The sequence below is a fragment of the Staphylococcus caeli genome (assembly GCF_051413795.1).
Taxonomy (GTDB): Bacteria; Bacillota; Bacilli; order Staphylococcales; family Staphylococcaceae; genus Staphylococcus; species Staphylococcus caeli_A.
In genome coordinates, this window is record NZ_JBOIRQ010000001.1 from 264,948 (window position 1) to 280,788 (window position 15,841).

A 15,841-nucleotide genomic window follows, 5' to 3' on the forward strand; every position below is an offset into this window, starting at 1 on the left:
AGTAAAATGGAAATCAAAATGCCTAAACTGGGTGAAAGTGTACACGAAGGAACAATCGAACAATGGCTTGTCTCAGTAGGAGATAAAGTTGAAGAATACGACCCACTATGTGAAGTCATTACAGATAAAGTAACAGCAGAGGTGCCATCATCATACGCAGGTACTATACGTGAAATTATTGTTGAAGAAGGTACTACAGTTGCTATAGATGAGGTGATCTGTATACTCGAAGCGGATGATGCTTCACTAGAAACAACCGAATCATCGCATTCTGAAAGCAATGAGCAGAATGATACAGAACAAGTTGAACAGTCACAAGCAACGATTTCTGAACAACCTAAAACAACAAATGATACACCTAAAAATAATGGTCGCTATTCACCTGTTGTGTTTAAGTTAGCATCTGAACACCAAATTGACTTGTCACAAGTTACCGGAACTGGTTTCGAAGGTCGTGTTACTAAAAAAGATATCGAAAAGGTAATTAAAGAAGGTACAAATAAAACGCCATCTACGATTGTAGCGCCTAAAGATACACCTAAAGTATCTAAACAAGTCACTTATAATGAACCTTCGCCAGGATCAGCCATTCCAGTAAATGGTGTGCGTAAGCAAATTGCGCAAAATATGGTGAATAGTGTCAATGAAATTCCTCATGCATGGATGATGGTTGAAGCTGATGCTACTAACTTGGTAAAAACACGTAATTATCACAAACAAAGCTTTAAAGAAAGTGAAGGTTATAATTTAACTTTCTTCGCATTCTTTGTTAAAGCCGTTGCCGAAGGGTTAAAAGCTTATCCATTACTCAATAGTAGTTGGCAAGATTCTGAAATAGTGATGCATAAAGATGTAAATATCTCTATTGCTGTAGCTGATGAAGACAAACTTTATGTACCTGTAATTAAAAATGCTGATGAAAAATCTATTAAGGGTATCGCTCGTGAAATTAATGAACTTGCGCATAAAGCACGTAATAAAAAATTACGTACTGAAGATATGCAAGGTGGTACATTCACAGTTAATAATACTGGGACTTTCGGTTCTGTATCATCAATGGGAATCATTAATCATCCGCAAGCTGGTATTTTACAAATTGAATCAGTCGTCAAAAAGCCAGTTGTCATTGATGATATGATTGCGATTCGTAATATGGTCAACCTTTGTATATCGATAGACCACCGTATTTTAGACGGTTTGCAAGCAGGTCGTTTTATGAATTTCGTAAAAACACGCATCGAACAATATTCAATTGAACATACAAGCATATACTAAATTGAATCATTTTTTATTAAAGGTCGGAACATATAGTGTTTCGACTTTTAATATTGTTTGATTAGTAACATTGAATCATAAATCGGATAACAGTTGGCAACCACCTTACATGTATTCGACATGTGCTGTGTGTTCAAGTCTTCTAATATCGAATTGTTGATTATCATTACTATGTTCTACATTAGAGAATTATCATTTTTATTAATTGTCTAAAAATAATCACACAATCAATAAAAGTTACTACTTCTGTAATCAGAGCTGTTGAAGTATTGACTATATATTAGTAGAATAAAAGTATTAATTAGTTATGAAGGGTGAAGTTTATTATGGACTTAAATTTTGATTTATATATGACAGATGTAGTTAATCAAGCACGAAATGAAATAGAAGAAGCAGGCTATGAACAATTAACTACTGCAAATGAAGTAGATAATGTATTAAAACAAGATGGAACTACACTCGTAATGGTAAATTCTGTTTGTGGATGCGCAGGTGGTATTGCAAGACCAGCAGCAACACATGCATTGCACTATGATAAATTACCAAGCCGACTTGTAACTGTATTTGCAGGACAAGACAAAGAGGCAACACAACAAGCAAGAACGTATTTTGAAGGGTATGCACCATCAAGTCCATCATTTGCTTTAATCAAAGATGGCAAAATTACAGAAATGATTGAGAGACATCAAATTGAAGGTCATGATGTAATGAATGTGATCACTCAATTACAAGATCTCTTCGACAAATACTGTGACGAGTAATAGAGGTTTTGAAAAATGACGCAGTTAAATCCATATAAAATAGGATTTAGAACAATTAAGACTGCAGTTGGAATGGCACTTGCTATTATTATTGCAAAATTAATTGGACTCGATAATTTTGCATCAAGTGCCATTTTAGTGGTTTTATGTATCAAACACACTAAAGTACATTCACTACAAGCAATTGTATCTCGTTTTGTATCATGTCTTATGATTCTCATACTCGGTTCTATAGCTTTTAATTTACTTGGTCAGAATGCAATTGTCTTAGGTCTAATTGTATTGTTTTTCATTCCTTTAACTGTTGTTTTTAAAGTACAAGAAGGTGTTGTAACAAGCTGTGTTATCTTGTTACATGTATTTAATGCAAAGACAATTGATATTGACTTATTTATTAATGAAATACTCTTATTAATTGTGGGACTAGGTATTGCCTTTTTAATGAATATGATTATGCCTAGTTTAGACAGTAACTTAAAGCACTATAAACAACAAATTGAGCAACAATTCACATTCATTTTCGAAACATTTAGCAAAATGTGCCAAACACCTAACCCTGAAATTGATATTTCATTTAAAAAACTAAAACTCACAATAAATAAAGCTAAATCTATTGCTTTCAGAGATGTTAAAAATCACTTTGTTAGAAATGAAAACTCTTATTATCACTATTTTGATATGCGTGAGGAACAATTAGAATTATTGCAAAGAATGGCTTTAATAATTGAAAACATAGAAACTAAAGATGATTTATTATCAAAAATATCAAACTTACTTGCAGAAGTTGCTACGAATGTGAATAGTAACGATTATACTGCATTGAGATTACACGCATTATATGAAATCAGACTGGAGCTCAATCAACTTGATTTACCAACTTCGCATGCTTCATTTCGAACTCGTGCAAGCTTATTGCAATTGTTAAATGAATTAGAAGCGTATTTAGTTGTAAAATCACAATTTGGTTCATTAAGATTGCATAGTGAATAATACAATTACAATTTGACGTAATTGCTTCATCTTAAACTTGCAAATAAATGAAAAGGTCACAACCATAATAAATTATGGCTGTGACCTTTTCATTTTTTTAATCTATAACTTTAATTATTATACTGTATATTTAATCTCAGGTTTAGTTCACTAATGGTACGATGCTAGTTAAAATCAAAGCAAGTACAACTGCTACTAACATTACTACAATAATCACTCGTAATACTTTATTATTATTCAAAATAACTCCTCCAAATTTTACAATTGTTTCTATATTATTTTACTCATGACATTCATTCATAAAATATATTTATAGCATTATTATAGCATATGAATAATAAAAGCATAGAGTCATATTATTTTTACTAAGTCCCGTATTTCGTTACACTTGTCATAACGTTACTAATTAGAATGGAGACATAAAAATGATTAATAAACAACGGCTTATAAATACATTTTTGGAATTAGTTCAAATTAATTCAGAAAGTGGCAATGAACAAAACATTCAAGCACATCTTAAACAGCAATTTCAAAATTTAGGATTAATTGTTGAAGAAGATTTTGCTAGTGAACAAGAGGGATTAGGTGCAAATAATTTAGTATGTACATTACCTGCTTCTGCAAATTATGAGAATGTCGATAAAATATATTTTACGAGCCACATGGATACTGTAGTACCTGGCATTGATGTTAAACCACAAATCAACAATGATGGTTATATATATTCAGATGGAACAACAATTTTAGGTGCAGACGATAAAGCAGGTTTAGCATCTATATTTGAATTGATACACACATTAAATGAGCAAAATGTGCCACATGGACAAATTCAATTTGTTATTACAGTCGGAGAAGAAATCGGACTTGAAGGTGCAAAAGCTTTGGATTCTAATTTATTAGATGCACAATTTGGTTATGCCATTGATGCAAGTGTCGATGTTGGTACTACGGTTACTCACGCACCAACACAAATGAAAGTCAATGCAACAATTTATGGTAAAAAAGCTCATGCAAGTACGCCAAATAAAGGTGTTAGTGCGATTAACATTGCTGCGAAAGCAGTGAGTGAAATGAAGTTAGGTCAAATTGATCAATATACAACTGCAAATATCGGTCGCTTTGAAGGCGGATCTGCAACCAATATTGTTGCAGATGAGGTCACATTATTAGCTGAAGCACGATCACATTCTGATGACAGTATTAAAGCTCAGGTTGAACATATGAAATCAGTGTTTGAACAAACAGCAAGTAAATATGGTTGTACAGCTTCTGTTGAAATTATTAAAAGTTACCCTGGTTTCAAGATTCCAGATGATGCACCTGTTACAAAAATTGCAAAAGCAAGTGCAGTCGCATTAGGGTTAAAACCCAATACTGTTATGGCCGGCGGTGGTTCTGACGGTAATATAATTAATCAATTAGGTATTCCAACAGTCATCCTTGGAGTAGGATATGAAAATATTCATACAACTGAAGAACGTATGCCAATTGAATCGTTAAATAAATTAGCTGAACAACTTATTAAAATTGTTGAAATAATTACTCAGCAATCTGAAAACTGATTAAGTGAATATTATTACGTCTTTGTGATACAATATACTAGAAAACTTTATATAAGAGAGGTTAGTTAAATGACACAACAAATTGGTGTAGTAGGTTTAGCCGTAATGGGTAAAAACCTTGCTTGGAATATTGAATCACGTGGATATAGCGTTTCCGTTTTTAACCGTTCATCTGCGAAAACTGACGAAATGGTTGAAGAGTCTAAAGGAAAGAACATACATCCGACGTACTCTATAGAGGAATTTGTTAATTCTCTTGAAAAACCCCGCAAAATCTTGTTAATGGTTAAAGCAGGACCTGCAACGGATGCAACAATTGATAGCTTATTACCATTATTAGATAATGACGATATTTTAATCGACGGTGGTAACACAAATTATCAAGATACAATCAGACGTAACAAAGCTCTTGCCGAAAGTGGTGTAAACTTTATCGGTATGGGTGTATCTGGCGGTGAAGTAGGTGCCTTAACTGGACCATCTCTAATGCCTGGTGGTCAAAAAGAAGCATTTGACAAAGTAAGCCATATCCTAGAATCTATTTCTGCAAAAGCTGACGATGGTGCTGCTTGCGTTGCTTATATCGGTCCAAATGGTGCAGGACATTATGTAAAAATGGTTCATAATGGTATCGAATACGCTGACATGCAATTAATTGCTGAAAGTTATGCAATGATGAAAGATTTATTAGGTATGTCACACGAAGAAATTTCTCAAACATTCAAAGATTGGAATGCAGGAGAATTATCAAGTTACCTTATTGAAATCACAGGAGATATCTTTACTAAACTAGATGAAGATACTGATGATGCATTAGTAGAAAAAATCTTAGATACTGCTGGTCAAAAAGGTACTGGAAAATGGACATCAATTAATGCTTTAGAATTAGGTATTCCATTAACAATTATCACAGAATCTGTATTTGCCCGTTTCATTTCTTCAATCAAAGAAGAGCGTGTAAATGCATCTAAACAATTGAACGGCCCTAATGCTAAATTTGAAGGTAATAAAGATGAATTTCTAGAAAAAATTCGCAAAGCACTTTATATGAGTAAAATTTGTTCATATGCACAAGGTTTTGCTCAAATGAGAAAAGCAAGTGAAGACAACGAATGGAACTTAAAATTAGGTGAACTTGCAATGATTTGGCGTGAAGGCTGTATCATCCGTGCGCAATTCTTACAAAAAATTAAAGAAGCGTATGACAATGATAAAGAACTCCAAAATCTTTTATTAGATCCATACTTCAAGGATATCGTAACTAATTATCAAGATGCGTTACGTGATGTTGTAGCAACAGGTGTACAAAATGGTGTACCTACACCAGGATTCTCAGCAAGTATAAATTACTATGATAGTTATCGTTCAGAAAATCTTCCTGCCAATTTAATTCAAGCACAACGCGATTACTTTGGTGCTCATACTTATGAACGTAAAGATCGTGATGGCGTATTCCATACTCAATGGATTGAAGATTAATATTTTAAAAGTAAAACAAAAAGAAGATTCCAGTGCATATGCTTATGTACCTTGGAATCTTTTTTTATATACTTCTTTGCGCAAACGATTGCACAAATCTTTTGACTTTAAAATTTTTATTCGATATCATTGATATTAGTTAAAGTAATCGCTTTATTAACATGTTTTAGGGAGTTATCATATTGACAACAATTAAAGATATTGCAAAATTAGCAAATGTATCACCATCCACTGTGTCACGTGTAATCAGTGGGAATTCTCGAATTAGTAGTCATACACAAAGTAAAATCCGAAAGATCATGGCTGAACTGGACTATCAACCAAACAAAGCAGCACGCACTTTGGTTACTCAAAAATCCAATACTATTGGTATCATTCATAAAGATGGTCATTTCACAACACTACAAAATCCATTTATTATCGATGTACTTTCCGGAATTTTTCATGTTTGTAAGACAAAAAGTTACGCTACTATTGCTACTACAGCAACAGATCCAAGTGACATCATTGAAGAAGTAAAAGAGATGATTTTTTATCATGCTGTTGATGGTTTTATATTGCTTTATTCAAAAGAAAATGATGACGTCATCAAGATTTTAGAAAAGCAGTCGATTCCATATGTTGTAATTGGTAAACCTATTCATGCCCAAAAGACTATATCTGTAGATAATAATAATATTGAAGCTTCAGCTAATTTGACACACTATTTAATTGATCTTGGCCACACTGATTTTATGTTTATTGCAGAAACGGGGAATTATGAAGTAGTCAAGGACCGTGTGAAAGGGCACATAGATGCTCTGTACGACGCACACTTAGAGCCACAGGTTATTCATTTTGAAATGAATCAAGCTGATATTTTGGCACACCTTAAAAAATTACAATTTCAACACAAATTGCCCTCTGTTATTTTAACTTCTGATACTATGATCAATCATATAGTACTTAGTGCCTTGTATGAATTAGCATTAAATATTCCAATGGATATACAAACTGCAACATTCAATGATTCTTATATCAATGCATTTGCCTCACCGCCACAAACAACTGTAGACATACATCCACAATCGCTTGGCGAAACAGCAGGGAAAGCATTACTACAGTTAATAAATAAAGAACAAGTTACACAATTTAATCATATTATTCAAACAGATATTATTACACGTAGTTCAACTCAACAATTATAAGGAGGCAATATTATGCATAAACAATGGTGGAAAGAAGCAGTAGCATATCAAGTTTATCCAAGAAGTTTCAATGATTCAAATAATGATGGTATAGGTGATTTACAAGGTGTAATAGAAAAGTTAGATTACCTAAAGTCTCTCGGTATAGATGTGATATGGCTAAGCCCTATGTATAAATCACCAAACGATGATAATGGCTATGATATCAGTGACTATACTGATATCATGGATGAATTTGGAACAATGGAAGATTTCAATCAATTGCTAGATAGTGTACACGAACGTGGCATGAAACTTATTCTTGATTTAGTGGTCAATCATACATCCGACGAACATCCTTGGTTTATAGAATCAAAATCTAGCAAAGATAATCCAAAACGTGATTGGTATATTTGGGAACAGCCTAAAGCTGACGGATCTGAACCAAACAATTGGGAAAGTATCTTCAATGGATCTACATGGGAATATGACGAACATACACAGGAATATTATTTCCATTTATTTAGCAAAAAGCAACCAGATTTAAATTGGGAAAATGATGAAGTTAGAACTGCTATTTTTAAAATGATGAATTGGTGGTTTGAAAAAGGCATCGATGGATTCAGAGTTGATGCCATAACACATATCAAAAAATCATTTGACGCCGGTGATTTACCTGTACCTGAAGGAAAAAGTTATGCTCCCGCATTTGATGTTGATATGAATCAACCTGGTATTCAAAATTGGTTGCAAGAAATGAAAGATGAGTCGCTAAAACACTATGACATTATGACAGTTGGCGAAGCAAATGGTGTAAATCCCGACAATGCGGAAGACTGGGTAGGAGAAAAGAATGGAAAATTTAATATGATTTTCCAATTTGAACATCTTGGTCTATGGAATACTGGCGATGTAAAATTCGATGTCTTATCATATAAAAATGTGTTAAATCGCTGGCAGAAAAAATTAGAAAATGTTGGTTGGAATGCTTTATTTATAGAAAATCATGATCAACCTAGACGTGTATCAACGTGGGGTGATGATGAACAATATTGGTACGAATCAGCTACTAGTCATGCAACTGTTTATTTTTTACAACAGGGGACACCATTTATATACCAAGGGCAAGAAATTGGTATGACGAATTATCCATTTGAAAGTGTTGAAACATTCAATGATGTAGCTGTTGTGAATGAATATAATATTGTGAAATCACAAAATGGAGACGTATCTGCTTTATTAGAAAAGCATAAAATGGAAAATAGAGATAATTCGCGCACACCTATGCAATGGAATAATGAAAAAAATGCTGGTTTCTCTGATCATGAACCGTGGTTCCCAGTAAATCCAAATTATAATACAATTAATGTAGCTAACCAAGAAAATGACCCGACTTCTATTCTAAATTATTATAAAAAAATGATTGATTTAAAAAAATCTGATGATATTTTCACCTATGGTACTTTCGATTTAGTAGATGAAGATAATGCACAAATCTTCGCATACACTAGAACTTACAATAATCAACAAGTTCTTATTGTAAGTAATTTAACAGCTCAAACAGCAACGTTAAATATCGATACAAGTAATATACACCCAGAAAATATATTACTTCATAACTATCAATCACAAAATAAAGATAATGAACTTTCAATTTTGCGTCCATTCGAAGCGTATGTTGTAAAACTATAGTTTTTTAATCATATAATAAATAAAAACACCACGAGTCACTATTTGAACAGTAATGTCAAATGTAACTCGTGGTGTTTAATTTAAAAATCTAAATATTGTTCTTGGTCGACTGGCATCCACAACTGTACTTTTGTAAATGGATCATCAAATGAAATATCAAATGGATAAACCTCGACATAAAGACTATTGTGTTCATATGGTAATGTCATCTGCAAGCTTGTTTCAATATAATACCAAGCCTCGTTAACCACATAATCTAATTCACCTTGCAAATTAAATTTTGCATATTGTCTTTCTGGTAGGAAACGACTTTCCAAATGCGCTGGATACCGTTCGCTCGGAACCCCGACAAAGATTTCTACACCTTCATCTAGTGGACAATTTACGACAAATAGTTCATGTGGACTAATATCATTATAGCGTTGCAGTTCTTTTATTTTTCCATCTATGATTAAATCTTCGAGAAAATCTGGCACTTTAAATGGATTTTCTAAATGATCAGCATCGACAAATTTTGCATAACCTACCAAAGAAATACCCTCAGTATCCTCTAAACGATACTGATTCGGCGGCTTTTCGGTCGTCGTTAATTTGATATAAAGGCGAGGCTGCATCTTTAAATCCTCACGTTTGGTATTCACTTGTATTGGTGAGACTCCATGAAAGTCGCTAAAGTCATTTGCAAATGCATTTGCATCATTATAATTATACTTTTTAGCAACATCTACTAAACGACTTGATCCACTAATAATTTCTTTTGCTGCTAGTGTCATTTTGCGTGATCGCGCATATTCAGTAGGGGATTGACCAACAATCATTTTAAATGATTGATCTAAATGGTAAGGTGAAAGACCAACGTAATCACTAAGTGCTTGCAAATGAAAAGGCTCTAGCAAATGATCTTCAATATATACGATTGCCTGTTGTATTTGCTTGATAACGTCCAAAACTTCCACTCCTAATTTTCAATTCACTAAATACTCATTTTTTTAATTTAAACCACTAAAATATACAATTACTTAATAATTTAAATTATCACTTACGCATAAAGGTATATTTAAAGTTGTTCAACATATCATTCCATCATTGCGATAATGAATACAAGCAACTAATATTTTAGTTCGATAACTAATTAAGTATATTCTACATCATTTTGCGCTAGGTTACATCTTTAAAATATTAAATAGGGTAAAATGTAAAGAAGATACGTTGTACTTTTAAAATGTGTTCAATAGATAAAATAATAACACAAAAATCATACAAATAAAAAAGAGAGCGAGACAGAAACCTAATTTTTCTAAAAAGGTTTCATTGTCTCACCCCGGCAAGGTTGAATTGAGAAAATTACCTGAGCTGAAGTACATGCAAAAGTCTCACTAACTTAATGAATTAAGCAGTGAGACTTTATATTTTCAATTCAGTTATCTACTATCTCATTGTCATAGAGTCTAAGATTTATATATCCTAGACTCTACTTATATATACAATTCATTTATTTAGTGAATATCATCCCACCAATGGAAACCATCTCGACTTAATAATAAATCACTTTCGAGTGGGCCATTGGAACCAGATTCATAGTTAGGGAACTCAGGTTCACTTTGATTCCATTCATCTTGAATTGCATCTACAAATTTCCAAGTAGATTTTAATTCTTCCCAATGTGTGAAGTTTGTAGCATCACCATTTAAACAGTCAAACAATAGGTTTTCATAAGCATCAACAGTATTCATCTTATCTTGAGCACTCATCGCATAAGAGAGTTGTACTGGTTCAGTTTCAATACCCTGTACATTTTTCTTAGCATTCAAATGTAATGAAACACCTTCATTTGGTTGTATGTTGATGACAAGTAAATTTGAATCTAATTTTTTATCCGTTTGGTAATATAAATTCATTGGAACTTCTTTAAATTCAACTACAACTTGAATAGTTTTGCTCTTCATACGTTTACCTGTTCTAATATAGAACGGAACACCAGCCCATCTAAAGTTATCAATAGTCAATTTACCAGCAACAAAGGTCGGCGTCGTTGAATCTTCTGCTACACGATCTTCATCTCGATATTTAGGAACTTGTTGGCCGTTGATGATACCTTCATCATACTGACCACGCACAAAGTTCTGACTTACTTCTTCAGGCTCTAATTTACGTAAAGATTTTAGTGCTTTAACTTTTTCAGCTCTAATATCTTCACTGTTCAAACTAATCGGTGCCTCCATTGCAAGTAGGGCAACCATTTGTAACATGTGATTTTGTACCATGTCTTTCAATGCGCCACTTGACTCATAATAGCCACCTCTATCTTCAACACCTAATACTTCTGAAGATGTAACTTGAATATTAGAAATATATTTATTATTCCATAATGGCTCAAACATCGCGTTAGCAAAGCGTAACACTTCTATGTTTTGGACCATGTCCTTACCTAAATAATGATCGATACGATAAATTTCTTCTTCTTTAAATGATCGACGTAATTGCTCATTTAAGCTTTCAGCAGATTCTAAATCTGAACCAAATGGTTTTTCAATAACTAAGCGTTTGAAACCAGTTGTATCTGTTAAGCCAGAAGATTTTAGATAATCTGAAATTACACCAAAGAATTTTGGCGCCATAGCCAAGTAGAATAATCGATTACCTTGGAGTTTAAACTCAGTATCTAGCTGGTTACTCACTTCTAAGAGAGATTGATAGCTCGCTTCGTCACTAACATCATGTTTATGATAGAAGACATGTGTCATAAATTTATCAAGATGCTTTGTATCTTTAACATGTTCTTGAATTGATGATTTCACTTGATTACGAAAATCATCATTCGTTAAATCTCTTCTTCCAATACCAATAATCGCAACTTGTTCGTTTAAGTTTTCTTGTTGATATAAATGGAATAATGATGGGAATAATTTTCTGTGACTTAAATCACCTGTTGCTCCAAAAATTGTTATTAAGCATGGAATGTCTTTGTTTTTAGTATTCAAGATCAAAACCTCAATTCTTTTTATAAATCTCTATATTATTATAGAACAATCATACACATAGTTCATACATTTTTGCTTGAAAGCATCAAATTTTAATATATTTTTTATTCTTTTCTATGATAAAATGTGTACAAGAAGAGGAGGCATATGCATGGAAATCACATTTTTTGGTACGAGTGCTGGTCTACCAACCAAAGAACGAAACACGCAAGCAATCGCATTGAACCTTGAGCCGTACTCAAATAGCATTTGGCTCTTTGATGTTGGAGAAGGTACACAACACCAAATATTACATCACTCTATAAAATTGGGTAAAGTAGATCATATCTTTATAACGCATATGCACGGTGATCACATATTTGGTTTGCCTGGTTTGCTAACGAGTCGCTCGTTTCAAGGTGGAGAAGGCAAACCTTTAACCGTAGTTGGTCCAAAAGGTATTAAAGCATTTATAGAAACCGTACTACGTTTATCTGAATCAAGATTAAACTATCCAATTACATATATAGAAATAGAAGATCACTTATCATATCAAAATAATGGCTTTAGTGTAGAAGCACACATGTTAAATCACGGCATACCATCTTTTGGATACAGAGTAGAAGCACCGTATACTTCTGGAAAAATTGATGTTTCTGCACTAAGACAAATCGGTTTAGAACCTGGTCCAAAATATCAAGACGTCAAAAATAATGAAACCTTTGAATATAACGGGATTATTTATAATTCTAAAGATTTCAAGGGTGAAGCGGTCAAAGGTCCAATTGTAGCAATATTTGGTGATACGATGCCTTGCGCAAACGAACTGAAGATTGCACAACACGCAACCGTCATGGTTCACGAAAGTACTTATATTGAAGGCGATAAGTCGTTAGCAAATAATTACCATCACAGTCATATAGAAGATGTATTCGAACTAATTGAAACTGCTGAAGTAGAATATAGTTTAATCACGCACATGAGTAACCGTTATACTTTAGAAGAAATAGAAGAGATTAGTAAACAGTTAAAATCACAGACTACTACGCCACCATTCAAATTTGTTAAAGATTTTGATACGTGGTCGTTTTAAATTAAAAAAAGCTGAAATCTACTAAATACACAATAAAGTAGATTTCAGCTTATTAATTTATCTATTAGTCATCATCTTGACTAGATAGTTCTACACTTCGATTAACCGCTGCTCTCAGGCAATCTTCAAATACACTTTCTAAATCATGTTTTGATAACGCATTAAGTCCAGCTTGTGTCGTTCCACCTTTAGACGTTATATTCTTTCTCAATTGCTCCATGCTTAATTCTGAACGTTCAATCATTTTACTCGTACCAATAATTAAATTACGTATTGATTCTTCTACCTGTGCTTTTTCCAAACCTAAACGTGTACCCGCAGTCACATATTGTTCAAATACATGATATAAAAATGCTGGGCCGCTTCCAGTGATGGCAGTCACTTGATGTAAGTTGTCTTCCGATACTTCTATTGCAGAACCAAAAGCATTGATCAAGTCGTCAACTTCATCTTTAGACTTCGGTCCAAAGTTACTTGAAAAGCTTATTCCTGTAACTGAATGACCTACGTGGGCATTTGTATTAGGCATAATACGTGCAATAGGATTATCCGCTTTTAATTTTTCTCTAATATAGCTAATCGGTAATCCCGCCATGATTGAGATAAATTTATTATTATCCGATACATATGGTTTGATTCTCTCAGCTAATGATTCAAAATCATATGGTTTCGTACCTAAAAATACATAGTCCGCACCTTTAAGCAATGCTTCATCATCGTAACTATAATTAACCCCTAACTCATCAGCATATGCTTTAAGCGCTGTTTCATTTGAACGGTTCGTTAAATAAATGTCGTTCGAATCCATGATATTTGAGTTTATAATTCCGGTAAATATTGCATGTGCCATGTTTCCAGCACCATAAAATACTAACTTCATGTGAACATTTCACTTCCTCTTAGTTTTTATGTTTCTTAATCTGTAACTATAGTAACATAGTTTCATCATATACTTAATAAATCTTAGTATGTTACTCGCTCGATATGGCATCAGATACTTGCTTCATTTATACTATAGATAATCAATTGAAGGGTAGGGATTACGAATGATAGGAAAACATTACATCCTAACAGGTGCAACTAGTGGACTAGGGAAATCCATACTAACATTACTATTAGACAAACAAGTACACGTCACAGTACTTGTACGAAATCCAAAGAAATTAGCATCACTTCAACAAAAATTTGGCAAAACACAATTAACAATCATATCATGCGATTTACAATCTCAATCTCAAATACTAAATCTCAAAGACACGTTCCAAGGTCAAACTATAGATGGCATCATTTATAGTGCTGGGTTAGGTTATTTCAAAGCCATTGATCAACATACTAATGCTGAAATGCTCGAAACCTATGCCTTAAATATTATTAACTTTAATTTGTTACTGAATATCCTACAGCCATATTTAACACAGAAACCTAAAATTGTAGGAATCGGTAGTCAATCGGCGTTTTTAACTCAAGCATATGCTGCCCATTATGGCGCAAGCAAGGCTGCTTTTAATCAAGTTTTAAACGCTTTACGCATCGAACGTCCAAATTATCATGTATTAACTGTAAATACTGGTCCAATAGCGACACCATTTCATGAAAAAGCTGATCCAACGTTGTCATTCGCCAAAAAATATAAACATTTAATGCTAGACCCTAATCATTTAGCAACACAAATCATTGATGCCATGATTACTGGTAAAACTGAAATTAATGCGCCTAAATGGATGCATATATTATTACGTATTTATCAAATTTCTCCTCGATTTATTGAAAGACATTTCACATTTTTATTTAAGAATAAAGCTTAAATTTTTAATATTCAGCACAACAACACAAAAAGCGTGTCTACTGAATAGACTAGGGTACATAGTGGCTGTATCCTTATGTCATTCAATAAACACGCTTAATTATATTTAATTTAAATGTTGAGTATATTGTAGATCTTTAACACGTTCTCTTGCAGATTTTAACTTTTCTAAACTAATTGATTTAGAAAGTTCATAATTTTTAACATTTTCATCTAATTGTGACACATCGCTCGCACCAACGATAATTGCACCTAAAGCATCATGTGATGTTAAATAATTAAATGTAAGTGCAGTTAGATTATTTTCGATTTCTTTAATTGATGCAATTGTTTCGCCAAGTGTTTGATAATTATAATCAAATATTCCTTCTGAAAATTTATTATCCAACGCTTGATTACTTTGTGACGTCAACAATCCTTTAAACACTGGACCACGCGCCAACATTTTTACTTTCTTAGCGTGTACATCGTCAAGCAACATTTCCGGTCTATTATCAATAATATTGAACTGTGACATCAATGTTTCAATATCACTATGTTTTAAATAATAATCTATAACGTTAGGACGTATAGATGAAATTCCATATGCACGTACAAGACCTTCTTGCTTCAATTCGTCAAATGCACTAATTGTTTCATCTAAAGGATCATCAATTGTACCACCATGTAGTTGGTATAAGTCTAAATGGTCTAAACCTAAACGTTGTAATGAACCTTTAACCGCTTCTTTAATATATTTTTTAGAAGGATCCCAAAATGTAGAACCATCATCTGCTAAATGATTGCCCACTTTAGTACCAATAACGATTTCGTCACGATTTTGATATTTTTTTAATGATTGGCCAACAATACTTTCATTTACACCTTTATCATAAATATCTGCTGTATCAAAATAAGTGATACCGTGTTCGATTGCACGCTCTATAATTGGTTGTGCATGTTGTTGGTCTGTACCTAAACTCATACAGCCCAATCCTAATTCTGAAAGTTCAATTCCGCTTCTTAAAACATTTTTTTGCATGTCTTTTCTCCTTCCGATACACTTAATTTAGTAGGGAA

The 15,841-nt window shown here is 33.1% G+C and carries 13 protein-coding genes and 1 pseudogene; 9 read left to right on the forward strand and 5 right to left on the reverse strand.

Translation table 11 applies throughout. The features are described 5' to 3' along the window. The first annotated feature begins 6 nt into the window (after nt 1-6). From ACSULM_RS01295 to ACSULM_RS01305, 3 genes are all read left to right on the forward strand, one after another. Entirely contained in the window at nt 7-1,275 is a 1,269-nt protein-coding gene (locus ACSULM_RS01295) for a dihydrolipoamide acetyltransferase family protein (RefSeq protein WP_436859937.1), read from the forward strand. Nucleotides 1,276-1,601: 326 nt separating this feature from the next. Further along, nucleotides 1,602-2,036: a bacilliredoxin BrxB gene (gene brxB / locus ACSULM_RS01300; RefSeq protein WP_436859939.1), complete on the forward strand. Its 435-nt coding sequence runs from the start codon at nt 1,602-1,604 to the stop codon at nt 2,034-2,036. Between the two features lie 15 nt (nt 2,037-2,051). After that, the gene (locus tag ACSULM_RS01305) at nt 2,052-3,026 is read left to right on the forward strand and encodes an aromatic acid exporter family protein (protein ID WP_436859940.1); all 975 of its coding nucleotides are present in this window, start codon (nt 2,052-2,054) and stop codon (nt 3,024-3,026) included. Between the two features lie 142 nt (nt 3,027-3,168). Here the strand turns inward: ACSULM_RS01305 and ACSULM_RS01310 are convergent. After that, a pseudogene (locus ACSULM_RS01310) lies at nt 3,169-3,258 on the reverse strand (hypothetical protein); the annotation flags it as partial. A 193-nt stretch (nt 3,259-3,451) separates the two neighbouring features. On the opposite strand from ACSULM_RS01310, the gene ACSULM_RS01315 reads away from it, so the two are divergent. The 4 genes from ACSULM_RS01315 (at nt 3,452) to ACSULM_RS01330 (ending at nt 8,925) form a co-directional block, all read left to right on the forward strand. Further along, complete coding sequence (locus ACSULM_RS01315; protein WP_436859942.1) at nt 3,452-4,588, forward strand: M20/M25/M40 family metallo-hydrolase; 1,137 nt, start codon at nt 3,452-3,454, stop codon at nt 4,586-4,588. A 69-nt stretch (nt 4,589-4,657) separates the two neighbouring features. After that, a complete protein-coding gene (gene gndA, locus ACSULM_RS01320) occupies nt 4,658-6,067 on the forward strand; it encodes an NADP-dependent phosphogluconate dehydrogenase (protein ID WP_436859943.1) in 1,410 nt (469 codons plus the stop codon). A gap of 182 nt (nt 6,068-6,249) precedes the next feature. Then, nucleotides 6,250-7,254: a LacI family DNA-binding transcriptional regulator gene (locus ACSULM_RS01325; protein ID WP_436859945.1), complete on the forward strand. Its 1,005-nt coding sequence runs from the start codon at nt 6,250-6,252 to the stop codon at nt 7,252-7,254. Nucleotides 7,255-7,266: 12 nt separating this feature from the next. Next, nucleotides 7,267-8,925 (forward strand): glycoside hydrolase family 13 protein, encoded by a 1,659-nt coding sequence (locus tag ACSULM_RS01330; RefSeq protein ID WP_436859946.1) that lies wholly within the window; start codon nt 7,267-7,269, stop codon nt 8,923-8,925. Between the two features lie 80 nt (nt 8,926-9,005). On the opposite strand, the gene ACSULM_RS01335 is transcribed toward ACSULM_RS01330, so the two are convergent. After that, complete coding sequence (locus ACSULM_RS01335) at nt 9,006-9,872, reverse strand: effector binding domain-containing protein (protein WP_436859948.1); 867 nt, start codon at nt 9,870-9,872, stop codon at nt 9,006-9,008. Nucleotides 9,873-10,421: 549 nt separating this feature from the next. Next, nucleotides 10,422-11,906, reverse strand: a complete 1,485-nt coding sequence (gene zwf, locus ACSULM_RS01340) for a glucose-6-phosphate dehydrogenase (protein WP_436859949.1) — start codon at nt 11,904-11,906, stop codon at nt 10,422-10,424. Nucleotides 11,907-12,057: 151 nt separating this feature from the next. Between zwf and rnz the strand changes: the two genes are divergently transcribed. Further along, nucleotides 12,058-12,978, forward strand: a complete 921-nt coding sequence (gene rnz, locus ACSULM_RS01345; protein WP_436859951.1) for a ribonuclease Z — start codon at nt 12,058-12,060, stop codon at nt 12,976-12,978. A gap of 64 nt (nt 12,979-13,042) precedes the next feature. On the opposite strand, the gene proC is transcribed toward rnz, so the two are convergent. Then, nucleotides 13,043-13,858, reverse strand: a complete 816-nt coding sequence (proC, locus tag ACSULM_RS01350; RefSeq protein ID WP_436859952.1) for a pyrroline-5-carboxylate reductase — start codon at nt 13,856-13,858, stop codon at nt 13,043-13,045. Between the two features lie 166 nt (nt 13,859-14,024). On the opposite strand from proC, the gene ACSULM_RS01355 reads away from it, so the two are divergent. Continuing rightward, the gene (locus ACSULM_RS01355) at nt 14,025-14,783 is read left to right on the forward strand and encodes an SDR family NAD(P)-dependent oxidoreductase (RefSeq protein ID WP_436859954.1); all 759 of its coding nucleotides are present in this window, start codon (nt 14,025-14,027) and stop codon (nt 14,781-14,783) included. Between the two features lie 105 nt (nt 14,784-14,888). Here the strand turns inward: ACSULM_RS01355 and ACSULM_RS01360 are convergent, their stop codons facing one another. After that, nucleotides 14,889-15,803 (reverse strand): aldo/keto reductase, encoded by a 915-nt coding sequence (locus tag ACSULM_RS01360; RefSeq protein WP_436859955.1) that lies wholly within the window; start codon nt 15,801-15,803, stop codon nt 14,889-14,891. Nucleotides 15,804-15,841: the final 38 nt, after the last annotated feature.